Source organism: Mesorhizobium sp. M7A.F.Ca.US.008.03.1.1 (assembly GCF_003997495.1).
Taxonomy (GTDB): domain Bacteria; phylum Pseudomonadota; class Alphaproteobacteria; order Rhizobiales; family Rhizobiaceae; genus Mesorhizobium.
Map to the genome: position 1 here is coordinate 1 of NZ_RZRU01000001.1, position 25,387 is coordinate 25,387.

18 protein-coding genes, 1 tRNA gene and 1 pseudogene are annotated in these 25,387 nt (G+C 62.8%); 12 read left to right on the forward strand and 8 right to left on the reverse strand.

What is annotated here, in order from left to right; genetic code table 11:
• Nucleotides 1-27 precede the first annotated feature (27 nt).
• The gene (locus tag EOA16_RS00005; RefSeq protein WP_027035719.1) at nucleotides 28-1,464 is read right to left on the reverse strand and encodes a glutamine synthetase family protein; all 1,437 of its coding nucleotides are present in this window, start codon (nucleotides 1,462-1,464) and stop codon (nucleotides 28-30) included.
• 144 nt (nucleotides 1,465-1,608) lie between these two features.
• Between EOA16_RS00005 and EOA16_RS00010 the strand changes: the two genes are divergently transcribed.
• Nucleotides 1,609-2,322 carry an HAD family hydrolase gene (locus EOA16_RS00010; protein ID WP_127254687.1) on the forward strand — a complete coding sequence of 238 codons (714 nt, stop codon included), beginning with the start codon at nucleotides 1,609-1,611 and terminating at the stop codon, nucleotides 2,320-2,322.
• 67 nt (nucleotides 2,323-2,389) lie between these two features.
• On the opposite strand, the gene EOA16_RS00015 is transcribed toward EOA16_RS00010, so the two are convergent.
• The 3 genes from EOA16_RS00015 to aceA form a co-directional block, all read right to left on the reverse strand.
• Nucleotides 2,390-2,797 (reverse strand): response regulator, encoded by a 408-nt coding sequence (locus tag EOA16_RS00015; RefSeq protein WP_245455831.1) that lies wholly within the window; start codon nucleotides 2,795-2,797, stop codon nucleotides 2,390-2,392.
• A gap of 274 nt (nucleotides 2,798-3,071) precedes the next feature.
• Nucleotides 3,072-3,314: a hypothetical protein gene (locus EOA16_RS00020; RefSeq protein ID WP_127254689.1), complete on the reverse strand. Its 243-nt coding sequence runs from the start codon at nucleotides 3,312-3,314 to the stop codon at nucleotides 3,072-3,074.
• Between the two features lie 59 nt (nucleotides 3,315-3,373).
• Entirely contained in the window at nucleotides 3,374-4,663 is a 1,290-nt protein-coding gene (gene aceA / locus EOA16_RS00025; protein WP_127254690.1) for an isocitrate lyase, read from the reverse strand.
• Nucleotides 4,664-4,889: 226 nt separating this feature from the next.
• Here aceA and EOA16_RS00030 point away from each other — a divergent pair, with 226 nt between their 5' ends.
• From EOA16_RS00030 to EOA16_RS00055, 6 genes are all read left to right on the forward strand, one after another.
• Nucleotides 4,890-6,332: an XRE family transcriptional regulator gene (locus tag EOA16_RS00030; RefSeq protein WP_127254691.1), complete on the forward strand. Its 1,443-nt coding sequence runs from the start codon at nucleotides 4,890-4,892 to the stop codon at nucleotides 6,330-6,332.
• Nucleotides 6,333-6,482: 150 nt separating this feature from the next.
• The gene (locus EOA16_RS00035) at nucleotides 6,483-7,436 is read left to right on the forward strand and encodes a DMT family transporter (protein WP_127254692.1); all 954 of its coding nucleotides are present in this window, start codon (nucleotides 6,483-6,485) and stop codon (nucleotides 7,434-7,436) included.
• Nucleotides 7,437-7,776: 340 nt separating this feature from the next.
• Nucleotides 7,777-8,874 carry a polyamine ABC transporter substrate-binding protein gene (locus EOA16_RS00040; RefSeq protein ID WP_127254693.1) on the forward strand — a complete coding sequence of 366 codons (1,098 nt, stop codon included), beginning with the start codon at nucleotides 7,777-7,779 and terminating at the stop codon, nucleotides 8,872-8,874.
• An 84-nt stretch (nucleotides 8,875-8,958) separates the two neighbouring features.
• Nucleotides 8,959-10,098 (forward strand): ABC transporter ATP-binding protein, encoded by a 1,140-nt coding sequence (locus EOA16_RS00045; RefSeq protein ID WP_013530249.1) that lies wholly within the window; start codon nucleotides 8,959-8,961, stop codon nucleotides 10,096-10,098.
• Nucleotides 10,099-10,106: 8 nt separating this feature from the next.
• Entirely contained in the window at nucleotides 10,107-11,081 is a 975-nt protein-coding gene (locus tag EOA16_RS00050) for an ABC transporter permease subunit (protein WP_127254694.1), read from the forward strand.
• Nucleotides 11,082-11,085: 4 nt separating this feature from the next.
• Nucleotides 11,086-11,904 carry an ABC transporter permease subunit gene (locus EOA16_RS00055; protein WP_127254695.1) on the forward strand — a complete coding sequence of 273 codons (819 nt, stop codon included), beginning with the start codon at nucleotides 11,086-11,088 and terminating at the stop codon, nucleotides 11,902-11,904.
• Between the two features lie 23 nt (nucleotides 11,905-11,927).
• Here the strand turns inward: EOA16_RS00055 and EOA16_RS00060 are convergent, their stop codons facing one another.
• Nucleotides 11,928-13,781 (reverse strand): AsmA family protein, encoded by a 1,854-nt coding sequence (locus EOA16_RS00060; protein ID WP_127254696.1) that lies wholly within the window; start codon nucleotides 13,779-13,781, stop codon nucleotides 11,928-11,930.
• A gap of 236 nt (nucleotides 13,782-14,017) precedes the next feature.
• Here EOA16_RS00060 and EOA16_RS00065 point away from each other — a divergent pair, with 236 nt between their 5' ends.
• Nucleotides 14,018-15,976, forward strand: coding sequence for an acetoacetate--CoA ligase (locus EOA16_RS00065; RefSeq protein WP_127254697.1), 1,959 nt, complete (start codon nucleotides 14,018-14,020; stop codon nucleotides 15,974-15,976).
• A gap of 327 nt (nucleotides 15,977-16,303) precedes the next feature.
• Here the strand turns inward: EOA16_RS00065 and EOA16_RS00070 are convergent, their stop codons facing one another.
• Nucleotides 16,304-20,080, reverse strand: a complete 3,777-nt coding sequence (locus tag EOA16_RS00070; protein WP_127255288.1) for a PAS domain S-box protein — start codon at nucleotides 20,078-20,080, stop codon at nucleotides 16,304-16,306.
• A gap of 248 nt (nucleotides 20,081-20,328) precedes the next feature.
• On the opposite strand from EOA16_RS00070, the gene EOA16_RS00075 reads away from it, so the two are divergent.
• From EOA16_RS00075 to EOA16_RS00090, 4 genes and pseudogenes are all read left to right on the forward strand, one after another.
• Nucleotides 20,329-20,787 carry a phasin gene (locus tag EOA16_RS00075; protein ID WP_127254698.1) on the forward strand — a complete coding sequence of 153 codons (459 nt, stop codon included), beginning with the start codon at nucleotides 20,329-20,331 and terminating at the stop codon, nucleotides 20,785-20,787.
• Nucleotides 20,788-21,157: 370 nt separating this feature from the next.
• Nucleotides 21,158-21,234 (forward strand) — tRNA-His (locus EOA16_RS00080).
• A 16-nt stretch (nucleotides 21,235-21,250) separates the two neighbouring features.
• The gene (locus EOA16_RS00085) at nucleotides 21,251-21,433 is read left to right on the forward strand and encodes a hypothetical protein (RefSeq protein WP_127254699.1); all 183 of its coding nucleotides are present in this window, start codon (nucleotides 21,251-21,253) and stop codon (nucleotides 21,431-21,433) included.
• Nucleotides 21,434-21,667: 234 nt separating this feature from the next.
• Nucleotides 21,668-23,013 (forward strand): annotated as a pseudogene (locus EOA16_RS00090) (FAD-binding oxidoreductase).
• 57 nt (nucleotides 23,014-23,070) lie between these two features.
• On the opposite strand, the gene EOA16_RS00095 reads toward EOA16_RS00090, so the two are convergent.
• Both EOA16_RS00095 and EOA16_RS00100 read right to left on the reverse strand, forming a co-directional pair.
• The gene (locus tag EOA16_RS00095; RefSeq protein WP_127254700.1) at nucleotides 23,071-24,339 is read right to left on the reverse strand and encodes a D-tagatose-bisphosphate aldolase, class II, non-catalytic subunit; all 1,269 of its coding nucleotides are present in this window, start codon (nucleotides 24,337-24,339) and stop codon (nucleotides 23,071-23,073) included.
• Nucleotides 24,339-25,325: a sugar kinase gene (locus tag EOA16_RS00100; RefSeq protein WP_127254701.1), complete on the reverse strand. Its 987-nt coding sequence runs from the start codon at nucleotides 25,323-25,325 to the stop codon at nucleotides 24,339-24,341. The genes EOA16_RS00095 and EOA16_RS00100 overlap by 1 nt, the downstream gene beginning before the upstream one ends.
• Between the last annotated feature and the right edge of the window lie 62 nt (nucleotides 25,326-25,387).

Consider the following 25,387-nt stretch of genomic DNA (forward strand, 5'->3'; position numbering starts at 1 on the left):
CCCCTACTCCCCTACTCCCCTACTCCCCTAAACGTTCAGCAGCAGATACTCCCGCTCCCACGGACTGATCACTTCCATGAAGGTCTCGAATTCTGCCCGCTTGATCGCCGCATAGGTCGCGGCGAAGGACTTGCCCAGATGCGCGCAGAGTTCCTCGTCGCCCTCGAACAGATCGACGGCTTCGAGCAGGCCACGCGGCAGGTCGATCTCGTCGGCGTTGGCTGTGGTCAGCACGGGAGGCTCGGCTTTGATCTTGTTGGTGATGCCGATCAGCCCGCAGGCAAGCGATGCCGCCAGCGCCAGATAGGGGTTGGCATCGGAGGACGGGATGCGGTTTTCGACGCGCCGTGCCGCCGGGTCCGAGCGTGGCACACGAAACGCCGTGGTACGGTTGTCATAGCCCCATTTGTTGTTGACCGGCGCCGATGCCGCCTGTGTCAGCCGGCGGTAGGAATTGACATAGGGCGCGAACATCACCAGCGCGTTCGGCACATGCTTCTGCATGCCGCCGATGAAGTGGAAAAAATCGTCGGTTTCCGAGCCGTCGGCGGCCGAAAAGATGTTCTGTCCAGTCTTCTTGTCGATGATCGACTGATGGATATGCATGGCGGAGCCAGGCTGCCCCTGGATCGGCTTGGCCATGAAGGTGGCATAAATCTCGTGCTTCAGCGCCGCCTCGCGAATGGTGCGCTTGAACATGAACACCTGGTCGGCCAGTTCGATCGGGTCGCCATGGCGCAGATTGATCTCCAGCTGCCCTGCTCCCTCCTCGTGGATCAGCGTGTCGATCTCCAGGCCCTGGCTTTCGGAGAAATGGTAGATGTCGTCGATCAGTTCGTCGAATTCGTTGACGCCGGCGATCGAATAGCCGGCGCCGCCGCCGATCGCGCGTCCCGAACGGCCGACAGGCGGCGTCAGCGGATAGTCCGGGTCGGGATTCTTGCGCACCAGGTAGAACTCGATCTCGGGCGCCACCACCGGCTTCAGGCCGAGCTTGTCATAGGCAGCCACCACACGCTTCAGCACATTGCGCGGCGTGAACTCGACCGAGCGTCCGTCCTGGTGGACGAGATCGCAGATGACCGCGGCCGTCGGGTCTTCTTCCCATGGCACCACCGTCAGCGTCGACAGGTCCGGCATCAGTTTGAGGTCGCCGTCGTCTTCCGGGTAATGGAAGCCGTTGCCATCTTCGGGGTAGCCACCGGAAATCGTCGTCATGAAGACTGCCGACGGCAGCGCCAGCGAGGTGTTGGAGGTGAATTTCTTCGACGGCATCATCTTGCCACGCGCGACGCCTGCCTGATCGGGCGTGATGCACTCGATGTCCTCGATTCCGCGCCATTCCAGCCAGGCGCTGACTTCCTTCCAGTTCTTGACGCCCCTTTGGTTTTTCACGAAGGCAGGCGTGCGGGCACGTCCTCCGCGGCTCGACGGACGGACTTCCTTTTTTGCAGGCGGCATCATTCACCAGATTGGGTTGCGGATTGTGGAGTATAGCCGTGCGCCTCTGTGGAAGGGAAGGGGAGCCGCGTCGGGCATTGGTTGACGCGGTTGAAAATCGCGCCAATCGGCTTAGTTTTCCCATCCCAATGCCAATCGAGACGTTCAATGCGGCACGACGGTAAACTGACGACGATCGGCTTCGACGCCGACGACACGCTTTGGCAGAACGAGCAGTTCTTCCGCCTGACGGAGAAGCGCTTTGCCGCCATGCTCGCCGATCATGGCGAAGCGGAGAACATCTCGGCACGATTGCTGGAGGCCGAAAGGCGCAATCTCGCCGTCTATGGCTTCGGCATCAAGGGATTTACCCTGTCGATGATCGAGACGGCGATCGAGGTCACGCAAGGCCGCGTACCGGCCTCGGTCATATCAGAGATTCTCGATGCCGGCCGCGAGATGCTGAGCCATCCGATCGAGGCCTTGCCGCACGCGCGCGAGACTGTTGAAAAGCTTGCCGGCGCATTCCGCCTTGTGCTGATCACCAAGGGCGACCTGTTCGACCAGGAGCGCAAGCTGGCTGGCTCTGGCCTGGGCGATCTGTTCGATGCGATCGAGATCGTCAGCGACAAGAATGCCGCCACCTATAGCAGGCTCTTCAACCGCCACGGCGATGGTCCGGCGAAAAGCATGATGGTCGGCAACTCGCTGAAGTCGGATGTGGTGCCGGCCATCGAGGCCGGCGGCTGGGGTGTCCATGTGCCGCACGAACTGACCTGGGTGCTGGAGCATGTCGAGGCGCCGGTAACCGAATCGAGGTTCCGCCAGATATCCGATCTCGGACAACTGCCCGGACTGATCGAAAGCATCATCGATCCGTGATTGCCGGGCCTTACCTGGTTTGCTCAATTCCGGACGGAAAACCGTTACACGCTTTCCCGCAATTGCCTTAGCGGCCGATGAGGCGATCGATCACCGGTTGCAACCGTTCGGGCGTGATCGGCTTGGCGACCACCACGTCGATGATGCCAGACAGGCCCAGACTTTCTGTCGTGCCATTCTTGGTTGAAAGCAGGATTACCGGTGGCTGCGATTGGCCCGAGGCCCGCCGCAATGCGGCGATGCTGGACATCAGGCTGTCGCAGTCCTTGTTGTCTACGCCGCCGTCAAGGACAACCGCGCCGGGAATGAGCGACCGCAAGATCCTTGCCGCCGTGTCGGGAGATTCCGAAATCGGCTTGAGCCCGGATCGCTCGACGATCTTTGAGATCACCACGCGATTGATTGGCGATTTGCCGACGACAAGCACCTGCGACGGATCACGGATCGCCTCGGTGGTTGAGTCGTGGGTCACCAGATTCGGATGTCTTGGAATCTCGCCTTCGCGATTCACCGGGCACACAAGTCGGCCAAGAAGCTCGCCCCTATTTCAATGCAGAGTTGAATCCGGAGCGCAATTGGCGTGAGATCGGAGCCTATGTCAAGTTGAAATAAAAGTGCCCGAAATCATCGCCGGGAGCAGTGAATTTCAAGCAACGCTACTGTACTCAACTGTCCACACGTGCTTGATGAAAAGAAAATTCACCTGCGCAGAGGCTGCGCAGGTGAAGGATCGGTTGCATGGATTTCAGTCAGCCGTGGCTATGCTGCGTGACGATCACCGGGATCAGCAGATCGCCCCAGTTGCCGTCGCCGCCGTGATGTCGTGCCGAGCGCACGAGCTCCACCGAGACGCCCGCCTCGACCGCCTTCATCACCGACTGGTTCAGGCGATGCAGGTCGTTGGCGAGCATGCGGATCGTCGCTTGCTGGTCGACGCTCATCGTCGTGGACTGTTCTTCGGCGCGTTCCTTGACACGGCTTATCGATGCCATTGGTCTTCTCCTTGTGTTCCAAGCCCTGTTGGGCGTTTCCTCTGTATTTCTGTGATCCGCTATTCCGCGGCCGGTTTGAACTGCGCGTGCTCGGTCGATTCATGCATGGCGGTGGTCGACGACTGGCCGCCGGTGATCGCCATCGACACGGCGTCGAAATAGCCGGTGCCGACCTCGCGCTGGTGCTTGGTTGCGGTGTAGCCATTGGCCTCCGCCGCGAACTCCGCCTCCTGCAACTCGGAATAAGCCGCCATCTGCCGTGCCTTGTAGCCGCGAGCCAGTTCGAACATGCCGTAGTTGAGCTGGTGGAAGCCGGCGAGCGTGATGAACTGGAACTTGTAGCCCATCGCGCCAAGCTCCTTCTGGAACCTGGCGATCGTCGCGTCGTCGAGGTTCTTCTTCCAGTTGAACGATGGCGAGCAGTTGTAAGCGAGCAGCTTGTCGGGGTGATGCTTGCGCACGCCCTCGGCAAATTTCCTGGCCTGCGCCAGATCGGGCTTCGAGGTCTCGCACCAGATCAGATCCGCGTAAGGCGCATAGGCGATGGCGCGGGCGATGCAGGGCTCGATGCCGTTCCTGACGTTGTAGAAACCTTCCACCGTGCGCCCGGCGCCGTAGTCGACGAAGGGCTGGTCGCGTTCGTCGATGTCGGAGGTGAGCAGCTTGGCGGCTTCCGCATCGGTGCGCGCGACGACCAGGGTCGGCGTGCCCATCACGTCCGCCGCTAGGCGCGCGGCGTTGAGGTTGCGGATGTGCGCTGCGGTCGGGATCAGCACCTTGCCGCCGAGATGGCCGCATTTCTTTTCCGACGCCAACTGGTCCTCATAGTGGACGCCGGCAGCGCCCGCCTCGATGAAGGCCTTCATGATCTCGAAGGCGTTGAGCGGTCCGCCGAAGCCGGCTTCCGCGTCGGCGACGATTGGCGCGAACCAGGTCTCGACCGAAAGCCCGTTGCCTTCCGACGTTTCGATCTGGTCGGCGCGCTGCAGCGTGCGGTTGATGCGCTTGACCAGTTCGGGCGCCGCATTGGCCGGATAGAGCGACTGGTCCGGATACATCGCGCCAGCCGTGTTGGCGTCGGCGGCAACCTGCCAGCCCGACAGATAGATCGCCTTCAGTCCGGCGCGCACCTGTTGCATCGCCTGGTTGCCGGACATGGCGCCGAGCGCGTTGACGAAATCCTCCTCGTGGATGAGCTTCCACAGCCGGTTGGCGCCCATTTCGGCAAGGCTCTGGCGGATCTGCACCGATCCGCGCAGACGCTTCACATCCGCCGCGGAATAGGGCCGTTCGATACCGTCGAAGCGACCTTCCGGGGCCGATGGGACGAGGTTGTAAAAATCAGTCATTGGTCACTCCGAGGACTTGCTGAGCTGTATCAAGGCGTCAATCATTGGGGGTAGTTGTGTATGACTAGATTTACATTTCTGCGCGGAATCAGCCACAAAAAACTAGGAAACTGACGGAATATAAGAGAAAACCTGTGTTGCGTTTGACAGAAGTGCGTTGTAAACTTGTCATTATTGTAAAAGGCCAAGCCCAAAAAATCGTGTAAATTCCTGTCAAGGACAGTCGATGGCTGACCAGAAGATCTTCGCCGGGCCGCGCATCCGCCGTATCCGCAACGCCAAGGGGCTGACCCAGACGGCGATGGCCGAGGGCCTTGGCATTTCGCCGTCCTATCTCAACCTGATCGAGCGCAACCAGCGGCCGCTGACGGTGCAGCTGATCCTCAAGCTGGCGTCCGTCTACAAGGTCGACCCGCACGAACTGCAGGGCGAGGCGAGGGGGTCTGTCGCCGCCTTGAAGGAGGTGTTCACCGATCCACTGCTGGTCGGCGAACTGCCGGGCGATCAGGAGCTGATCGAGCTTGCCGAGGCAGCGCCCAACGCGTCCGCGGCGGTGATAAAGCTGTTCCGCGCCTATCGCGAGCAGGCCGAGCGCCTGTCCGATCTCAACGAACTCCTGGCGCGCGAAGGTAGGGCAACGGCGCTTTCCGGTGCCCGCCTGCCGATAGACGAGGTGCACGAGATTTTCGAGCGCCGGCCGAACCATTTTGCGGCCCTCGAGGAAGAGGCCGCGGCATTCACCGCGGTGCTCGATCCCGGCGACGACCTGTTCGGCGCGCTGAAGGCCTGGCTGAAGCGCGAATACGGCATCGTGGTCAAGGTGCTGCCGGTCGCCACCATGCCGAACTGGCGCCGCCGTTACGATCGCCACTCGCAGCGCCTGTTCCTGTCCGAACGCCTGTCGCCATTCGACCAGTTGCGCGAAGTGGCGATGGAGGCGTGCCTGATCCGCATGACGGTCGCGGTCGCCGGCGAGATCCAGGCGCTCAAGCTGAGCACCGACGAGGCGCGCCGCCTGGCCCGCTTCGAACTTGGCCGTTATGCGGCGCATGCGCTGATGATGCCCTATCAGGCCTTTCACGCGGCTGCCGTGCGCGCCCGCTATGACATCGATGTCCTGCGTTCGCGCTTCGGGGTCTCCTTCGAACAGGCGGCCAACCGGCTGACCATGCTGCAGCGGCAGGGTGCCTCGGGCGTGCCGTTCTTCATGATGGAGGTCGACAATGCCGGCAACCGCTTCCGCAAGACCGGCAGCCAGGGCTTTCCTCAAAGCCGCTTTGGCGGCGGCTGTCCCAAACTGCCCGTGCATGTCGCCTTCACCCAGCCCGGCCAGGTCTTTGTCGAGGCAGTGGAGATGCCCGACGGCGCCGAGTTCCTGTGCATCGCCCGCACGCTGGAAGGGCCGCAAGGCGCATTCTCGGAACGCCCGCGCCGCACCGCCCTGCTGCTCGGTTGCGACATCGGCTTTCGTGACGAGATCGTCTATGGAGCGGCATTGCCCGGTGCGGCAATCACCGCAAAGGCCGGCAGTGTAGCGGCGACGCCGGTCGGGCCTGCCTGCCGGCTTTGTGAACGCGTCGGTTGCCTGGCGCGTGCCGAACCGCCGGTGACGCGTCCGCTCGGCCTCGACGAGATGGTGACGGGCTTGAGCGCCTTCGATTTTCAGTGACGCCAAGTTCCTCTGAATGGGGCAAGGGTGCCACAATTGTCGCCGGCCGCTGGCTCAGTTCCGGCCTGCGCCTTTGCGTTACGCGAACAGAGCATCTTTTTGTCGTCCCTTGCGCATCGTCCCGTCCACAAAAGCCCGACAGTCGCGCTCATGACCGACACCGCATCATCGCCGATCATTGTTTCATCGACCGTCCCGCAACGGGAGGAGCGGATCGGCTTCCTGCTGGTGTTCCTGTCGGCGCTGATGTGGAGTTTCGGCGGCACCATCGCCCGCTTCATCACTGTCGATGACAGCTGGACGGTCATTTTCTGGCGCTCCGTCTGGGCCGCCGCCTTCCTGGTCTGCTTCATGGTCTGGCGTGACGGCTGGCATGGCACGCTGAAGCTGTTCCGCGACATGGGTCTGCCCGGCCTTGCCGTCGGGATCTGCTTTGCCACCGCATCGACCGCCTTCGTTGTGGCGCTGGCCTACACCACCGTCGCCAACATCCTTTTGATGCAGGCAGGCGTGCCGTTGCTGGCGGCGCTGTTTGCCTGGGCGTTGTTCCGCGAAAGGGTAGGTGTCGCCACCTGGGTGGCAATCGCGGCCGTCATCACCGGCGTCGCTATCATGGTGTCGGAATCGCTTGATGGCGCCGTCTCGCCCATAGGCGATGGGCTGGCGCTGTTGATCGCGGTCATGTTCTCGATCGCCACCGTCATCACCCGGCGGTTTTCCGGCGTGCGCATGACGCCGGCGACGTGCCTCGGCACCATGCTCGCGGCCGGCTTTGCCGCCTCGCAGGCATCGACCTTCACCGTGTCGGCCAGTGACATGGGCTTTCTGTTTGCCTTTGGCGTGGTCAATCTCGGCCTCGGCCTCGCCTTCTTCGCCACCGGCGCGCGACTGATCCCGGCGGCGATCGCGGCGCTGCTCGGCACGTTCGAGCCGATCCTCGGCCCGATATGGGTCTGGCTCATCCATTCCGAGGTGCCGTCGGGGCGCACCATCATCGGTGGCGCGGTTGTGGTCACGGCGCTGCTCGTCCATATCGGGCTCGAATTCAAGCGCCAGGCACGGCCCGAACGCGCAGGGGTCACCGGGGTGCCGTCGCCTAATTGAAGCGGCCCCCAGCTTTGCCATTGACAACGTCGCTGCAGCACGGGCAGGCTGGGAATACGGCAACAACAAGACAGGCGTATCTTGCCAAGTCTCCCAGCCGGTCCGATCGAGACCGGACCATATGGTCGTATCTCTGCCCGCGCCACGGCGAAAGCCTATGACGGTATTGGCACGCCTCCCAGGCCGCCTCAGGGGCATCGAGCCATCTCATCGAACCGCCTGCATGGTCTCGGCAGTTCGCGCTTGTCGCCCCTTGGAAAGCTCAATAGTCTGAAGAAAATGCCGGTCGCGCTGATATCGCGACGAGCCGGTGAAGGAACACTCATCAAAGGAGAATAGCATGATCCGCAAAGCGCTTTGGCTTTCGGCAACCTCGGCATTCCTGACATTTTTCACCGTCGGCGGTCACGCCGAGGATCGTGTCGTCAACGTCTTCAATTGGTCGGACTACATCGACAGTTCGATCATCGACGATTTCACCAAGGAAACCGGCATCAAGGTCGTCTATGACACCTTCGATTCCAACGAAATCCTTGAGACCAAGCTGCTTGCCGGCGGCAGCGGCTATGACGTCGTCGTGCCCAGCGGCAATTTCCTTGCGCGCCAGATCCAGGCCGGCGTGTTCCAGAAGCTCGACAAGTCGAAGCTGCCCAACATTTCCAACATGTGGGACACGGTTTCGGAGCGCACCGCCAAGTACGACCCCGGCAACGAATACTCGGTCAACTACATGTGGGGCACGGTTGGCATCGGCTACAACATCAAGAAGGTGCAGGCGGCACTCGGCACCGACAAGATCGACAGCTGGGATGTCTTCTTCAATCCCGACAGCCTGGCCAAATTGAAGGACTGCGGCGTCTACGTGCTGGACTCGCCGGCCGACATCATTCCGGCCGCACTGAAATATCTCGGCCTCGATCCGAACAGCACATCGCCAGACGATATCGCCAAGGCCGAGGAGACCTTGCTCAAGGTCCGGCCCTACATCAGGAAGTTCCATTCCTCCGAATACATCAACGCGCTAGCCAACGGCGATATCTGCCTGGCCGTCGGCTGGTCGGGTGACGTGTTCCAGGCCCGCAACCGCGCCGTCGAGGCCAAGCAGGGCGTCGAAATCGGCTATTCCGTGCCGAAGGAGGGCGCCCAGATGTGGTTCGACCAGATGGCGATCCCTGCCGACGCGCCGCATGTCGCGGAGGCGCTCGAGTTCATCAACTACATGATGAAGCCGGAAGTTATCGCCAAGTCGTCGAACTACGTGCTCTACGCAAACGGCAACAAGGCTTCGCAGCAATTCGTCGACAAGGCGCTGTTGGATGATCCTTCAGTTTATCCCGATGCCGAGACCATAAAGAAGCTCTACACCGTCTCGCCATACGATCCCAAGACCCAGCGCGTCATCACGCGCACCTGGACCAAGATCGTCACTGGCCAGTAAGCAATCCGACACGGTCCCGGCAGCCACCTGCCGGGACCGTTTTTACCTGGGGCAAGAAGCAAGAAAATCAGGACGGAGTGGGACATGAAATCGCTTGGCAGCATCCGCAGGGATTTTGCACCGTGGAACGACCCGAACGCCAAGCCGTACATCCAGTTCGACAACGTCACCAAGAAGTTCGGTGACTTCACCGCCGTCAACAATCTGTCTCTGACCATCTTCGAGCGCGAGTTCTTCGCGCTGCTCGGCGCTTCCGGTTGCGGAAAGTCGACGCTGCTCAGGATGCTCGCCGGCTTCGAGGAGCCGACAGCCGGCCGCATTCTGCTCGATGGCCAGGATCTGCGCGGCATCCCGCCCTATCGGCGGCCTGTCAACATGATGTTCCAGTCCTATGCGCTGTTCCCGCATATGACGGTCGAGAACAACATCGCCTTCGGCCTCAAGCAGGACGGCATGCCGAAGCCCGAAATCGCATCGCGCGTTGCCGAGATGCTGAAGCTGGTCAAACTCGAGCAATTCGCCAAGCGCAAGCCGCATCAACTGTCCGGCGGCCAGCGCCAGCGCGTCGCGCTCGCCCGTTCGGTCGCCAAACGGCCGAAAGTGCTGCTGCTCGACGAGCCGCTCGGCGCATTGGACAAGAAGCTGCGCGAAGAGACGCAGTTCGAATTGATGGACCTCCAGCAGAACCTCGGCCTCACCTTCGTCGTCGTCACCCACGACCAGGAAGAGGCGATGACCATGGCCGATCGCATCGCCATCATCGATAAGGGCGAGGTGATGCAGGTGGCAACGCCGGCCGAAGTCTACGAGGCGCCGGGGTCGCGCTTCGTCGCCGGTTTCGTCGGCAATGTGAACATGTTCGAGGGCAAGATCGCGCGTGGCGAGGCCGGCAGCGCCAGCATCGATGCCGGCAACGGCATCACCATCCGCACCGACAATGCCGGCACCGCCGGCGCCGGGACGGCCGTCACCTTCGCCATCAGGCCGGAAAAGATCAAAGTGTCGTCGAAGAAGCCGGCAGAGGCGGTCAACGCCATAGAGGGCGAGGTCTACGACATCGCCTATCTCGGCGACATGACCGTCTATCATGTCAGGCTGGACGACGGCCAGGTGGTGCGCGCCAGCACCATGAACGCGGCCCGCATCACCGAGGATCCGTTGAGCTGGAACGACCGCGCCTGGGTTTCCTTCCGGCCCGACGCCGGCGTCGTGCTGACGCGGTAGAGGGCGACATGTCGAGCGCCGCCGTCACCACCGCATCAGCCTCTCCGGCATCCGATGCCGGCAAATCCATCCTTGCCAGGCTGGGTGCTGCCTTCGTTGGCCGACTGGTCATCATCATCCCGTATGTCTGGCTGCTGTTCTTCTTCCTCATTCCGTTCGTCATCGTCTTCAAAATCTCGCTGTCGCAAACGGCGATCGCCATTCCGCCCTATACGCCGGCGCTCGATTTCAGCGGCGGCATTTCCGGGTTTCTGGCTCAACTGAAGCAACTCAGCCTCGACAATTACACCTGGCTGACGCAGGACGCGCTCTACTTCAACGCCTATGTGACCAGCGTCATCATCGCCGCGGTCTCGACGGTCCTGACACTGCTCGTCGGCTATCCCATCGCCTACGGCATGGCGCGCGCGCCGGCGACGATCCGCCCAACCTTGCTGATGCTGGTGATCCTGCCGTTCTGGACCTCGTTCCTGATCCGCGTCTACGCCTGGATCGGCATTCTCAAGCCCGAAGGGCTGCTCAATCAGCTGCTGCTCGCCACCGGTGTCATCCACCAGCCGCTGATCATCCTCAACACCTATACGGCGATTTTCATCGGCATCGTCTATTCCTACCTGCCGTTCATGGTGTTGCCGCTCTATTCCGCTCTCGAGAAGATGGACTATTCGCTGATCGAGGCGGCCAAGGATCTCGGCTGCCCGCCGACAAGTGCTTTCTGGAAAATCACCTTCCCGCTGTCGCTGCCCGGCGTCATCGCCGGGTGCCTGCTGGTGTTCATTCCGGCTGTCGGCGAATTCGTCATTCCCGACCTGCTCGGTGGATCGCAGACGCTGATGATCGGCAAGACTTTGTGGAACGAGTTCTTCGCCAATCGCGACTGGCCGGTATCGTCGGCCGTTGCCGTCATCCTGCTGTTGCTGCTGATCGTGCCGATCATGCTCTTTCAGCGGGCTCAGGCCCGCGCTCAGGAAATGGACAGGTGACCTCATGAACGCCACCTGGAGCCGCTTCAACATCACCTCGATCGTGCTCGGCTTTGCATTTCTCTATCTGCCGATCGTGCTGCTCATCGTCTTCTCGTTCAACGAATCGAAACTGGTCACGGTCTGGGGCGGTTTCTCGACCAAATGGTACGTCTCGCTGTTCCACAACCAGGGCCTCATGGACGCGACCTGGGTGACGGCGCGTGTTGGCCTGATCTCGGCCACGGTTGCGACGGTGCTGGGCACCCTGGCGGCACTCACCTTGACCCGCTACACGCGCTTCAAGGGCAGGGTGCTGTTCTCCGGCATGGTCTTTGCGCCGCTGGTCATGCCGGAAGTCATCACCGGCCTGTCGCTGCTGCTGCTCTTCGTCGCGGTAGGCCTCGACCGCGGCTTCCTCACCGTGACGCTCGCCCACATCACGCTGACCATGTGCTTCGTCGCCGTGGTCGTGCAGTCGCGCCTCATCACCTTCGACCGTTCGCTGGAAGAAGCCGCGATGGATCTGGGCGCAACGCCGGTGAAGACCTTCTTCCAGATCACATTGCCGGTCATCATGCCGGCGATCGTCTCCGGCTGGATGCTGGCTTTCACGCTTTCGCTCGACGATCTTGTCATCGCCAGCTTCACCTCCGGGCCGGGCGCGACGACGTTGCCGATGAAGATCTACAGCCAGGTCCGCCTCGGCGTGACGCCGGAGATCAACGCTGCCTGCACGATCCTGATTGCCGTCGTGGCGATTGGCGTCGTCATCGCCTCGCTTGCCAACAAACGGCGTGAGGTGCAGCGCCAACTCGACGAGCAGGCCGCGCAGCGCGGGTGAAAGATAGGAGGCGCGGTGGCGGCCTATTCCCCCGAAACGCCGCGGCTGATCGGGGAAATGAACGGCGTGCTCCAGGTTCCGCCGACGAAGAACGACGACTGGTTGGGACCTTGCTGGCCATTGGCCTGCGTTGCCGCCTTGTCCGGCTGAATGACGCCGCCGGACAAGGCCAGTCCGCGCCCGGCATAGGACGCGATGCCGGACAGCCAGATCTTGTACTTCGCTGAATTGGCCTCGGCCTTGTCGATCCGTGCCACGCCCTTCGAAATGGTGGCCTTGATCTCGGCACCGTCGATCGGCAATGTTCCATCGGAGACGTCGTCGAGCGCGAAGAAGCCGCCCTGTTCGGTATGTTTGAGGAAGGCCGGCAGGTTGAGCTTGCTCAACGCACCCGGCCCGAAGGTCGCCGAGACCGAGCCGTCGGCATTGTCGAAGATGGAATCCCAGGTTCTGCCCGGCCCCTTGAGGATCACCGAGACGGTGCCTGTGCCGACTGGCACCAGCCGCGTCATCCCTGCCGCCGTACCGAACGCACCGCCGTCGATGTCGGACGCCAGAAGGCGGATTTCGACCTGCGAGCCTTCCGGCTTGCGATCGAAGCGAAGGCTGGTCTGGATGTTGCCGCCGAAGGCCGAGGCATCGGAGATGTCGAAGACGGACAGACCATCCTTGACCTGGGCGGTGGCGGCGACATCGGCGAGTTGGATAGGCCCCGCCGTGGCGTGCGCCGCCGACAGCCTGAGATCGAGATTGATCTTGTCGGCGAAACTTGTGTCGATTTCGCCGGGTCCCGCCCCTCCGGTCGGCACCAGCGGGGTGAAGGCCGACAGAAACGATCTGAGGTCGAGCGTGTCGAAGGCGAGCGTACCGGAGATCACCGGTTGTGATTCACCAAAAGAGAGGTCTAGCGCACCCATTCCCGGATTGTTGTCGAGCGCAATCGCCGTGTTGTCGAACTTGACGCGCCCGCCGGTCGCGGTGATCTTGCTCGAAATGCTGACCGAGCCGATCGCTGCAACCGGAGCGATGCCGGCCTGCGACCATTCCAGGACACGCCGCAAAGAGGGCGCCGAGAACTTCGCCTGACCGTCGAAATAGGTATTTTCAGACATGCTGGCCGTGCCGTCGAACGAGAAGGTGGCGGGTGCCGCCTTGAAGGACAGCGTCAGCGGCGCCGTACCGCCGGCAAACAGCACAAGCGGTTTGGCCGAGGCGACGTCCAGAGCGACGCTTTCGCCCCGCCAGATCCCTGTTGCCGACAGCGTCGCATTGCTGTTCATCGCCGCCCAATTCGCCTGACCGTTCAAACTGCTCAGGATCTCGACGTCCTTGCCGCCGATGGAGGCTACCATTCGGCCGTCGCGAAACTCGACCGTGCCGAAGGTGTCGGTTGGCAGCTTGTCGAGGTCCGGCTTGGCGGGGTCGGCATTGACCACGCCGCGCGCCGTGTCGATGGAGCGCGTGATGCGCCCGCCGGTCGGGACAGCAGGCAGGAAAACGCCGACAGGCGTGCGCTGAACCCGGATCGTCGGCCGCACCAGCCGCGCCGTCGAAAACACCACGTCGCCGCGTAGCGCCGCCATGGCGGAAAGGTCGACCTCGACCCGTTCTGCCTCGACCACCGGCGGCGCCTCGGTGTCGGTCCATTGCGAAAGCGTCACATCGGTCAGGATCGCGCGGAATGTCGGCCAGACCTCGATGCGAGGCGAGCCCTCGATGGCGACCCGGAAGCCGCTCCACGCACTCATTTCCCAGGCGATGCGGTCGCGCACGATACGGGTGGAGGCGATCAGCGGCAGGGCGGCAACGACCAGCGCGACGACGATCACGGCAGCGCCGATCGCCCATATTCCGCGCCGGATCATAGATGATGGCATATGGCCCCGTATGCTTCCATTCCGACAAATCGCCCGACGGGTGTAACCCCAGTCGTGACCACGACTTCCGGCCGCCACTACGACTTCAAGTTGTCACTACGACTTAGGGCTGAGGCATTTCAAGTCTTTATGGCCCGGCGATGGCATTTGCGCACACCTGGTCGCATCAGCCGAACAAAATCTTGCTCTGCTGCGCTGCGATATGCATAAGCGATGGCGACCGTGGAGGAACGATCATGGCTGCCGGACAACCGCTCTGGACCCCGACGCAAGACCAGATTGACGCAGCACCCTTGACCGCCTTCACCAAGGCCGCCGGAGTGAAAGCCGGCGTAGCGTTTTCCTCATATTCGCAGCTTCATGCCTGGTCGGTCGAGGACCGTGAAGGGTTCTGGAGCCTGATCTGGGATTTCTGCGGCATCGTCGGCGACAAGGGCGATAACCTGCTCGTCGACGGCGGCAAGATGCCCGGCGCTTCTTTCTTTCCCGATGCGACACTGAATTTCGCCGAGAATCTGCTGAAGAAGACCGGCCCAGGCGACGCAATCGTGTTTCGCGGCGAAGACAAGGTCGAGCGCCGGCTGTCCTGGAACGAGTTGCACGCGCTGACCTCTCGGCTGCAGCAGCTTTTCCTGTCGCTCAAGGTGAAGAAGGGCGACCGCATTGCCGCCATGATGCCCAACATGCCGGAGACGGTCGCCGCCATGCTGGCCGCCGCATCGATCGGTGCCGTCTGGTCGTCCTGCTCTCCCGATTTCGGCGAGCAGGGCGTACTCGACAGGTTCGGCCAGATCGAGCCCGTCGTCTTCATCGCGCCGGACGGCTATTGGTACAACGGCAAGGCGATCGAAGTCGCCGACAAGATCGCCGCGGTCGCGGCCAAGCTCGGCACTGTCCGCCAGATACTGGTCGTCGACTATCTTGGCACATCGAGCGATGTCGCCGGGACCATCGACGGGGCGGTGGCGCTGGAAGAGGCGCTGTCACCGTTCGCCGGCAAGCCTGTTACTTTCGAGCCGCTGTCGTTTTCGCATCCGCTCTACATCCTGTTTTCGTCGGGAACGACCGGCATTCCCAAATGCATCGTCCATTCGGCCGGCGGCACGCTGATCCAGCATGTCAAGGAACACCGGCTGCATGCCGGTCTCACCGACGGCGATCGCTTCTTCTACTTCACCACCTGCGGCTGGATGATGTGGAACTGGCTGGTGTCGGGGCTCGCTTCGGGTGCGACGCTGCTGCTCTATGACGGTTCGCCCTTCTACCCCGACGGCAATGTGCTGTTCGATTTCGCCGATGCCGAGAAGATGACTTTCTTCGGCACCTCGGCCAAGTTCATCGATTCCGTGCGCAAGGCTGGCCTCAAGCCGATCCGCACGCATGATCTGGCCACTGTGCGGGCAATCTCCTCCACCGGCTCGCCGCTGTCGCCGGAAGATTTCCGCTTCGTCTATGAAGGCATCAAGAAGGACGTGCATCTGGCTTCGGTCTCCGGCGGCACCGACATCGTCTCCTGCTTCGTGCTCGGCGTGCCGACGCAGCCGGTCTGGACCGGCGAGATCCAGGGACCCGGCCTCGGCCTGGCCGTCGATGTCTGGGACGACGACGGCAGGCCAGTCCGACAGGAAAAGGGTGAGCTGGTCTGCGCAAAAGCCTTTCCGGCGATGCCGATCGGCTTCTGGAACGACCCCGATGGCAAGAAGTACCGGGCGGCCTATTTCGAGCGCTTCGACAATGTCTGGTGTCATGGCGATTTCGCCGAATGGACCGAGCATGGCGGCCTCATCATCCATGGCCGCTCCGACGCCACGCTCAACCCGGGCGGGGTGAGGATCGGCACGGCGGAGATCTACAACCAGGTCGAGCAGATGCCCGAGATCCTGGAAGCATTGTGCATCGGACAGGACTTCGACAACGACGTGCGCGTTATCCTGTTCGTGCGGCTGGCCGCCGGCGTGCAACTCGACGAGGATCTGGAAAAACGCATAAGGGCAAAAATCCGTAGCGGCGCGAGCCCGCGTCATGTGCCGGCAAGGATCGTCGCCGTCACCGACATCCCACGCACCAAGTCGGGCAAGATCACCGAGCTTGCGGTGCGCGACGTCGTGCACGGCCGCGCCATCAAGAACAAGGAGGCGCTCGCCAATCCAGAGGCGCTTGAGCTGTTCAAGAACCTGCCGCAATTGGCCGAGTAGCTGCTACTGCATGTCGCTCAAAAATGGCCCAGGTTTGAGACAACGACATGCATGAAAAGAGGCTTTCCGGCATGGTTAACAAAATATCTCGCTAGAATTTACCTAGATTTCATGAGTGGTACACATTCGTAAATTTTCCGGCGCCCCGGTAAGGAGTTGTTAAGGTCCGGCGTCGATAGTCGCAGGTAACTTGAGGGAGAAATCCCGTTCCTCAGCCCCGAGGATCCGAATTCGCTCAAGCCCCCGTTGTGACAGCAATCCCATCTTTTAAGGCGTCCTTTGGGCGCCTTTTCTTTTTATCGGGACCGAACCGCTGAGAGGGCTGAGCTATTCCGCGAGCACACGGGTCGACGGAAAAGCGACCTCGACCAGGGTGCCTTCGCCAGGTGTCGAATTGATGGTGAACCGGGCACGGTTGGCTTCCACCATCGCTTTGGTCAACGGCAGTCCAAGCCCGGTCCCGTCGCCGCGTCCGCGCTTCAGGGCGTTGATCTGCTTGAACGGCTTCAGCGCCTGCTCGATCTCGGCATGGCTCATGCCGATGCCGGTGTCGCGCACCCGCATGACGACGTCGCCCGACGTCTCATAGGCGGTCGAGACGATCACCTGGCCGCCGGCCTGGGTGTAGCGGATGGCATTGGACAGGATGTTGAGCGCGATCTGGCGCACGCTGCGCAGGTCCGCCACCACTTCCGGCAGCCGCGAAGCGAAGCTGGAGCGGATGATGACCCGTTCGCGGTTGGCCTGCGGCTGCATCATCGCCACCGTCTCGGCCAGCGTGTCGTTGAGCGACACCGCCTCATAGGCCATCTCCTGCTGGCCAGCCTCGATCTTGGAGATGTCGAGCAGGTCGTTGACCAGGTCGAGCACATGATTGCCCGAGCGGTTGATGTCGCGCAGGTAGTCGCGGTAGCGGTCGTTGGCGACAGGTCCGAACTTCTCGTCGACCATCAGTTCGGAAAAGCCGATGATGGCATTGAGCGGCGTGCGGATCTCATGGCTGATGCGGGCGAGGAAATCGGTCTTCTGCGAGGACGCGCGCTCGGCCACCGCACGTGCCTGCGTCAAGTCCTCTTCGGCCCGTTTCCACTGCGTGATATCGCGAACGACGGCGCAGAAGCCGCTGTCGTTGGGCAGCCGGCCGATGGTCATGAACAGCGGAATGAAGCGTCCTTGCGATTCGCGCCCGATCACCTCGCGGCCGTCATTCATGACACTCGCCACGCCGGGCTCGGACAGCCCATTGAGATAGTCGCGTGCCGCGCGCTGGCTTTCGATGGCAAACAGCGAGGCGAACGGCTTGCCGGTCACATCGTCGCTGTCGAAGCCGAACAGTGCTTCGGCCGGCCGGCTGATCGATCGGATGGTGCCGTCACGGCCGATCAGCACGACGCCGTCGGTGGCGGTGTCGATGATGGTGCGCATCTCGGCGATGCGCGCCTTGAGCTCGGAAATATCCGGCTGCGTCTGCTCGTCGCCAACCGCATGCAGGCTCGCCGGCGCATCATCCTCGCCGGAGCGTCGCACGACCAGCATCAGCGCCTTGCCGTCGCGCCAGGGGACAGAGCGCAAAATGGCCTCGATCGGGAATTCCTGTCCATCACGCGTCTTCAGCCGCAGCGCGCGATCGGTGCCGTCGGAAACGCCGTCGTCGGCATAGGGGTCGGCAAACAACGCGCCGAGGCCGCCCGCATCCGCCAGATCCTCGAGCGCCTCGTAGCCGGTCAGGCTGAGGAATTCCTCGTTCGCATAGTGCAACTGGTCCCCGGAATGGATGAGCAGCGGCACGGGCAGCTTGCCGAGCAGCGACGTGTCCGGAGCCTTGTGCTCATCTCCGGCGGAAAACGCCGACGGCACGAACCCTTCGGCCTTGAGCGGCGGAACCTGCAGGCGAGGGCGCTCGACGCGTATTTCCGCAGCGTCGCCCGCATTGACGGTTTCCTCGGTAACCGCCTGCTCGTCGGGCGACGCGGCTTCCTCGTCGGACTGCGCCCAATCCTCACTGTCTTCGGCATCGCGAAAATCTGCTGACGTCATGCTGTCGTCATCGAGGACGTCATGTGTCGCGCCAGCGGCTTCAGGCTCTTCGCCGGGCGAAACGGCAGGCGTGTTCTCTGGTTCCGCCGCCACCGGGCCACGTTCGTCATCTTGGCCGGCATAGTCGAGCAACGAGCCCGGCACATTCATTCCCGGGGAGGCTTCACGAGCCGCTTCGTCCGGGTGACCGTCAAGCCGTGCCAGATCCTGCTCGTCTTCGGCATCGGCATCGAATGGCTCGACCGGTTCGTTCTCTGGCCCTGACGCAGGGATGCCGTCGGTGCGAAACGGGTCGTCGGACGCCCTGACCGGAGCCTCGGCCTCCGCTGGCGACGCCTCCGCAGTCTCAGTCTCTGGCGGCTCGACCGGAGCACTATCCTTCTTCAGCCGCTCGCCGATTTCGCGGAACGCGCTACGTTCCAGGGTGGACAGGCCCTTGTCGTTGGCTGGCTGGCGATGTTCGGCGAGCCGGATCACCTTGTCGGCAAAGCGCCGCTCCTGTTTCGGCACGATGGTCAGCGCCGGCACCTCGCCCTTGAACGGATCCGATGCCTGAGGACCCTCGGCCTTGGCATCCTCGGCGTTCGGCTGTTCGGGCGCGGGTTGGATGGCTTGCGGGTCCGGCGTTGCCGGCGCCTGGCTATTGGGCACCAGCGCCATGCCGATGGCCTCCGGATCGACGACCGCGTCGCTGGCGCGGGCGACGCCGAAGCCGCGGAAACCCTCGAAGGCGCGGCTGCGGCCGTAAACAGGCAGCGCCGCCAGGTCGACCGGTATCCTGAGATCGGTGCCGACGACCGGCCACAGCACGGAGCGCCCGGACCAGGTATCGCGCCGTTCCAGGAGCCCCGATATCTCGCCGGAGGGGTCGAGGCCGAATGCAGCGGCGACATCCCTGAAGCGTCGGCCGATCACGTCGGCCGCCGGCCTGCCGACGATATCGGCGAATTCCGGCGACAGCGCGCTGAACTTGCCTTCGGCATCGGTGCGCCAGACGAAGCGCACCGGCGCCGCTGCGCGGTCTATCGCCGAGACGGTCGTTGGCGTGGCCGCGGAGGTGGCCTGGACTTCCAGGGCGGCCGGCTCTCGAGGCGCTTCAGGTTCGGATGCGGCAGGTCGCGGCGCCTGTTGCCCTCCGTCCTCGCCGGCGTTGAAGTACCAATGGTCGTGCTGCGCGGGCGTGCGCTCTGCTGCCGGCTGATCGCTGTTGGCAGCCGTCGGCGTCTGCCCGATCGCGGCGGCGATCTCATGCGGCTGCGATGCGGCGATGTCGTCGACCGGCTGCGAGGCGCCTGGTTCGTCGGTCGGTGTCTCGCGACCCTGTTCCGGCTGGGAAGCCGCGTCGCCAGCAGGCGCCGCCTCGGCAATGGTTTGCGTAGGATGTTCGCCCGCAGGCGCTGTGTCGTCGAGCTGGTCCTCGTCGATCACCACGAGCAGATGCCGCTCCTCGGTCAATCTTGCCAGCCCCGCCGGGTAGGAGGCCGTGCCGCCGGGGACAAGGCGCTTGATGATGCGGTCGCTCTCGGCTGCGACGTCGGCAACCAGTGCCGCCAGCGTCTCCGGCAGGATACCCAGTGCCGAAAATCCTTCCGAGGCCGCCTCGACGTTGCCCGCGGCATCGACAAAGGCGATAAAATGACCATCCTCGGTGAAGCCGCTAATGGCGCGCGCGGCGATTTCGCCGGCACTACGTGACCCTGTCTGAGCCGCCGGCACTGCCAGCATGATCGCCTTTTCGGCGTCCGGCATGGTCACCGCACTGGCCAGGAAGCCGACTGCGCGGCTGGTCATGCCGGTCGCCAGCCGCACCATGATGGCGCGGTCACTGCCAATCTCGGGAAATCCGTGGGTCGCCATGATCTGGCGCCTGGCGATCACGGGCAACTGCGCCGAGGCGCCGATGATCGCCTCGATGTCGGGATAACCGAACATCGCGGCTCCTGGCCCATTGGCCCAGATCACCTGCTCCAGATCCGCCGACAGGATCGCGATCGCGTCACCTGCGGCAAAGCGCTGGCGGACCGCGTCGAGCACGGCGACATCGAGGAAGGAATATTCGGACGGCATGCGCTTGGCGGACCTCACGGAGCGGCGATTTTGCAGTTAACGCTTTGTTAATAAAAGCCGGAGGCGCGAAGGTCCACAAGCCAGAACGTGCAAAGGCTGGAATCTGGGCTCGTGGTTAACGGCCCAAAAGAAATTTATGGTGCACTGCAACAAAGATATTGCAATGCACAAAATTTGCCTTTATATTGCCATCATACATGAACGAGACGGCTTTCTGTCAAAGCCGCTGCCGCTGAAAAGGATGGAAAATGTCCAGGACCAAGACCGCCGAGACGATCGAAAACGTTGAATTCCCGAGCTTCGACGCTTCCAAGGCCACTGACCAGATCCGCGCTTTCGCCGAAAAGGGCGTTGAGCAGTCGAAAGAGGCCTATGCCAAGCTGAAGACCGGCGCCGAGGAGACCCAGAAGGCTCTGGAGTCGACCTACGAGACCGCCAAGTCCGTTTCCAGCGACCTGTCGCTCAAGACCATCTCCGCTTTGCGTGCCAATGCCGAGGCCGGTTTTTCCCACCTCGAAGCCCTGATCGGCGCCAAGTCGCTGTCGGAAGTCGTCGAGTTGCAGACCGCCTTCCTGCGCAAGCGCGTCGAATCGACCGTCGAGCAGGCCAAGGACTTCCAGGCCGTTGCCTCCAAGGCGGCCGAGGACGTCTCCAAGCCGATCAAGACCGCCTTCGAGAAGGCGATGAAGGAAATCAAGGTTGCCTAACATTTGCGCATGATCTGAAGATGCAACAAAAGGTCGCATTTTCCTAAAAACGATCATGTGTATGATGGCAGCCATCAAGAAATGCCCGGTGAGTAGAACCTCCTCCCTCTGCTCTCCGGGGTGACCAGCCAGCACCTCCTCCCGCTGGCTCGTAACAGGAAAAGGCCGGCACCTCCTCCCGCCGGCCTTTTTCTTTGTCCGTCGCCCGGTCCTTGCCTGCGCTCTTGCTGGGCAAATGCCGCGCCGATGTGGGGAAGTGCCCTTTGCTTTCCAAAAGCCTTGAATTAGAATCCATAAGCCCGTAAGGACGCATCGCCGAACGACAGAGCGGTCGGGACGAGCTTTCTGTTTCGATCCGCTCAGGCAACGTGCCGTTGTAGCTCAGATGGTTAGAGCGCCGGATTGTGGATCCGGAGGTCGCTGGTTCGATCCCAGCCAACGGTACCATAAATAGAAATCATGGATGATGGCACCCGTCTTTGCGCACGCCTCGCGCGCGGATGCCTGCTTCGTGCGGGAGCAGGTCGGCAAGGTCGAGGATCGGACAGTATTTCCGGCCAACAGGATCAGACTGCAGCCGGGATATGTCTCAACCAGCCGCATGGCCGTCGCCAGGCCGACGATGCCGCCGCCGATGACGCAATAGTAGGCGCACGGCTTGCACAGTCGCCAGCCTTTTGGCCGGCAGTTTCAGAACTCATTGTCCAGAGGGGCTTCCAGGCCCGCGATCTGTCGCCGTCGTTCCTGGCAAGCAGTAGCTGACGATCAATCTCCTCGCGTGGTATCGACATTCCACGGCGGCCAGATATCGCTGCCCCGATATCGCTCCCAAGTGCGTAGACCGGACGCCGCCACGGCATACCGAGAAGGATAGTGCTCTTTGACAATCTTCCCCTTCACTGAGGCGACCCCGATCCAGTTCCAACAGCCCCTGCCGAAGACGTCGGACGTCGTGATCATCGGCGGCGGGGTCATTGGCGTGACCACGGCACTCTTCCTAGCGCGACGGAACATCTCGGTGACGCTGCTGGAAAAGGGCCGCATCGCCGCCGAGCAATCCTCGCGCAATTGGGGCTGGATCCGGCAGCAGGGCCGCGATGCCGACGAACTGCCGATCGTCATCGAAGCGCAGCGCCTCTGGCGGCAACTGGCCGAGGAATGTGGCGAGGACATAGGACTGAAGCAGACGGGCGTTACCTATCTTGCGCGAACAGACAAGGAGATGGCCGGTTTCGCGAAATTCCTGAAGATCGCCCAGGCTCATGGCGTCGACACGCGTCTCCTCGACCAAGGTGAGTTGGCAAGCCTGATCCCGGCCATGGCGCTACCGTTCAAAGGCGCAATGACCACCCCATCGGACATGCGCGCCGAGCCTTGGGTCGCCGTGCCCGCGCTTGCCCGCCTGGCGGCCCGCGAAGGCGTGACGATCATCGAGGATTGCGCGGCACGTATGCTCGACATCTCAGCGGGACGCATCAGTGGCGTCTGGACCGAGAAAGGGCTCATCGCGACCTCGAGCGTCCTCGTCGCCAGCGGCGCGTGGACGTCGCTCTTCCTGCGCGCCCACGGCATATCGATTCCGCAGCTCAGCGTCAGGGCGACCGTCGCTGCGACAGCGCCGATGACGGAAATCCACGCCGGTGCCGCCGCGGACGAACGCATCCTTTCCGGCGCAGGCAGGATGGCGGGTACACGCTCGCATCGGGAGGCAGCAACCAACTCTACATAGGGCCGGACGCTTTTCGCCATGCAGGCAAATATGCCAGCGCCCTGATGGCCAATCCCTTCGGCACACGCTACCTGCCGGCCGCTCCGCGAGGCTACCCGGACAGCTGGTCGACCCCGCGCAGATGGAACGCGGATGAAGAAAGCCCTTTCGAACGGATGCGCGTCCTCAATCCAGCTCCCGAGACGTCGGCGCTCCGCGCCATCGACCGCGGGTTCAGGGAGCTTTTCCCTCAGTTCGCGACTGTACCGCTCAAGGCGAGCTGGGCGGGCATGATCGATGCGATGCCTGATGTCGTGCCCATCGTCGATCGCGCCGCTGCGATCCCAGGCCTCGTTGTCGCGACCGGGATGAGTGGCCATGGCTTCGGCATAGGACCCGGAATGGGCCGCATCCTGTCCGATTTGATCCAGGGCAACGAGACCGGGCACAATCTCCACAGGTTCCGTCAATCCCGTTTCAGCGACGGCAGCCCGATCCGATTGGGACCATCGCTGTAAGCATTTCTGCCGCCCGTCAGCCCATCCGCTCTGGCCTTGAAGAACCGGACGAGGGGTTCAGGTGCCGCATGCCCGGGCGTAGACCTCGATGCTTCGCTGGACGTGATCGATCGCGATCTCCTCGCCGTCGCAGGCGCGGTCGGCCCAAGCGAGCGCCGAAGGCAGGTGCTGGAGAAACAGCGTCACCGGCACCTTGCGGCCCTTCAGCGTATCGAAGAGCCGGTCGCAGGCGGCGCGGGCTTGCGGGGTCGCCCAATAATATCGGATGCGATCGGAATAGGAGTAGTGGCGCAGCGTCCGCTTGTCGGCATCGCTGCCGTGATAGTGGCTTGCCCAGTTCCTGGGGGCATCGAGCATCAACTCTTCCATGGCGTGGTAAAGCGGCCGCTCGCCATAAAAGGGCACCAGGTCGGAAGCGATCAGGTCGAGCGCGTACAGCGCCTCACGCAGTTTGAAGGTCAGCTCTGGGCCGACCTTGAGGATGGCGAAGCCGTCCTCGACGAGTTCACGCAGCGGCCTCTCGCCCTGATAGTCTGTCGAATGGGCTTCGAAAACGAGCGATGGCAATCCGTTTAGAGTTGCCGCCAGATCGCGTGCCTTGGTCCGATCGTAGAAAATTACATTCTGGTTGCCGAACTCCACGCCCGGCTGCACGACAAGGCCGATGACGCGGTAAAACGCGCTTTCAAGCCCGGCTGTGTGGAATGCTTGGGCGTGAATGGCATGTGTCTGGCTAGCGGCCTCCGGACTGGTCGGGATGATCGCATCCAATGCGTGATCGGCGCCGCCGGGCGGCGGCACTTCCGTCCCGATGATGTAGACCGGGCTTGCCCCGCCGCTCTGCGCTGCCGCCTGTTCCGCGACGCCCGCCAGCCTGGCCGCACGCTCGGCCACCGTGCGGTCGTCGAGCGCCGCCGGCTCACCCGCGCAGCCCATAGAAGCATCGAGGTGGATCTTGCGGAAGCCGGCGCGGACATAAGCATCGACCATGGTCCCGGCCTGCGCCATCGCCTCCTCGGCAGGCCGGTCTTTCCAGGGGTTGGGGCCGAGATGATCCCCGCCAAGCACGATCAGCTCCTTTGGACAACGCTCGGCCGCCGCGAGCGCATCCACCATCGCCGCGAAATCGGCCGGCGTCATGCCCGTATAACCGCCCAGATGATTGACCTGATTGCACGTCGCCTCGATCAGGACGGTGGTGCCGGTGTCCCGGCCGTGGCGCAGTGCGGCTTTCAGCACCAACGGGTGCGCTGAACACACCGAGGCCACCCCGAGCTTCTTGCCTTTCCTCTGCAGGGAAGGCAAATCTTCGATCGCCACGCGCATCAGCTTCTTCCCGCCGTTCTTGCCATGAAATCTTCCAGTTCGGCGCGCGTGCCGGCTCCCTCCATGGGGCCGAGGCGTGTGACGTTGCGCGCCCCCGCCGCATTGGCGAATTCAAGCGAAGTCTGCAGCGGCATGCCAAGCCGCCGGCATGCGACATAGGCTCCCCCGAAACAGTCGCCGGCACCGGTGGGGTCCGTTTCCTCGACGATGAGGCCGGGACAATCGGCGCTGGCGCCCGCGCTTTGACGGGCTGACGCGCCATGTTCACCACGCTTCACGGCGATCTCCTTGACCCCTCGTTTGAACAGCGCCTCGATTGCGCGTTCCTCGCCATCCAGGCCGGCGGCCAGGAACAATTCATTGCCCGACGGCAGCAGCAGCTCTGCTTCGTCCACCAGACCGGCGAATTTCTCCTCGGTCTGGCCGTGCGCCAGCAATTCCTTGCGCAGGTTCGGATCGAGCGACATCGTGCCGCCGCGCGCCTTGATCAAGGGGATCGCGCGCTCGGTAATCGCCCAGGCGGCGGGGCTTGCGAACACCGTTCCCATGACGTGGATATGCCCGCAACGCGCGATCAGCGCCTCGACCTGTGGGGTCCATTCCAGCCGAGCGGCGGCGGATTTGGCGATGTTGTAGACGAAATCGCGACTTCCGTCCGTACGGTAGCGAACAAAGGCGCTGCCGGTCGGATAATCCGCGGAAACAGCGATGGCGGAAGTGTCTACGCCGTCTCGCTTCAGGCGCTCCATGTTGACGACGCCGAAATCGTCGTCGCCCACCACGCCCACCATCGCCGCCGCTCCGCCCATACGCGCGCATTGATCGATGAAGATGGCGGGCGCGCCGCTAGGAAAGGGACCAATGAGGTCGATAGCTTCCCGGAAGCCGATGCCTGTCTGCCTCGCGACGATCTCTACCAGGATTTCTCCAATCGTCACGGTTGGTCCGAGTGAGTCCGGTGCAAGCGTTTGGCTGAGGTCGTTCATCAAGCGTCCAATCCTGGGTGTGGTGTCGTTTGCGGTTTCACGACGCCGAGGCGCAAGGGGAT

Coding starts and splice junctions, on each gene's coding strand:
- EOA16_RS00005 (WP_027035719.1), bottom strand. CDS start 1,464: ATGATGCCGCCTGCAAAAAAGGAAGTCCGTCCGTCGAGCCGCGGAGGA.
- EOA16_RS00010 (WP_127254687.1), top strand. CDS start 1,609: ATGCGGCACGACGGTAAACTGACGACGATCGGCTTCGACGCCGACGAC.
- EOA16_RS00020 (WP_127254689.1), bottom strand. CDS start 3,314: ATGGCATCGATAAGCCGTGTCAAGGAACGCGCCGAAGAACAGTCCACG.
- aceA (WP_127254690.1), bottom strand. CDS start 4,663: ATGACTGATTTTTACAACCTCGTCCCATCGGCCCCGGAAGGTCGCTTC.
- EOA16_RS00030 (WP_127254691.1), top strand. CDS start 4,890: ATGGCTGACCAGAAGATCTTCGCCGGGCCGCGCATCCGCCGTATCCGC.
- EOA16_RS00035 (WP_127254692.1), top strand. CDS start 6,483: ATGACCGACACCGCATCATCGCCGATCATTGTTTCATCGACCGTCCCG.
- EOA16_RS00040 (WP_127254693.1), top strand. CDS start 7,777: ATGATCCGCAAAGCGCTTTGGCTTTCGGCAACCTCGGCATTCCTGACA.
- EOA16_RS00045 (WP_013530249.1), top strand. CDS start 8,959: ATGAAATCGCTTGGCAGCATCCGCAGGGATTTTGCACCGTGGAACGAC.
- EOA16_RS00050 (WP_127254694.1), top strand. CDS start 10,107: ATGTCGAGCGCCGCCGTCACCACCGCATCAGCCTCTCCGGCATCCGAT.
- EOA16_RS00055 (WP_127254695.1), top strand. CDS start 11,086: ATGAACGCCACCTGGAGCCGCTTCAACATCACCTCGATCGTGCTCGGC.
- EOA16_RS00060 (WP_127254696.1), bottom strand. CDS start 13,781: ATGCCATCATCTATGATCCGGCGCGGAATATGGGCGATCGGCGCTGCC.
- EOA16_RS00065 (WP_127254697.1), top strand. CDS start 14,018: ATGGCTGCCGGACAACCGCTCTGGACCCCGACGCAAGACCAGATTGAC.
- EOA16_RS00070 (WP_127255288.1), bottom strand. CDS start 20,080: ATGCCGTCCGAATATTCCTTCCTCGATGTCGCCGTGCTCGACGCGGTC.
- EOA16_RS00075 (WP_127254698.1), top strand. CDS start 20,329: ATGTCCAGGACCAAGACCGCCGAGACGATCGAAAACGTTGAATTCCCG.
- EOA16_RS00085 (WP_127254699.1), top strand. CDS start 21,251: ATGATGGCACCCGTCTTTGCGCACGCCTCGCGCGCGGATGCCTGCTTC.
- EOA16_RS00095 (WP_127254700.1), bottom strand. CDS start 24,339: ATGCGCGTGGCGATCGAAGATTTGCCTTCCCTGCAGAGGAAAGGCAAG.
- EOA16_RS00100 (WP_127254701.1), bottom strand. CDS start 25,325: ATGAACGACCTCAGCCAAACGCTTGCACCGGACTCACTCGGACCAACC.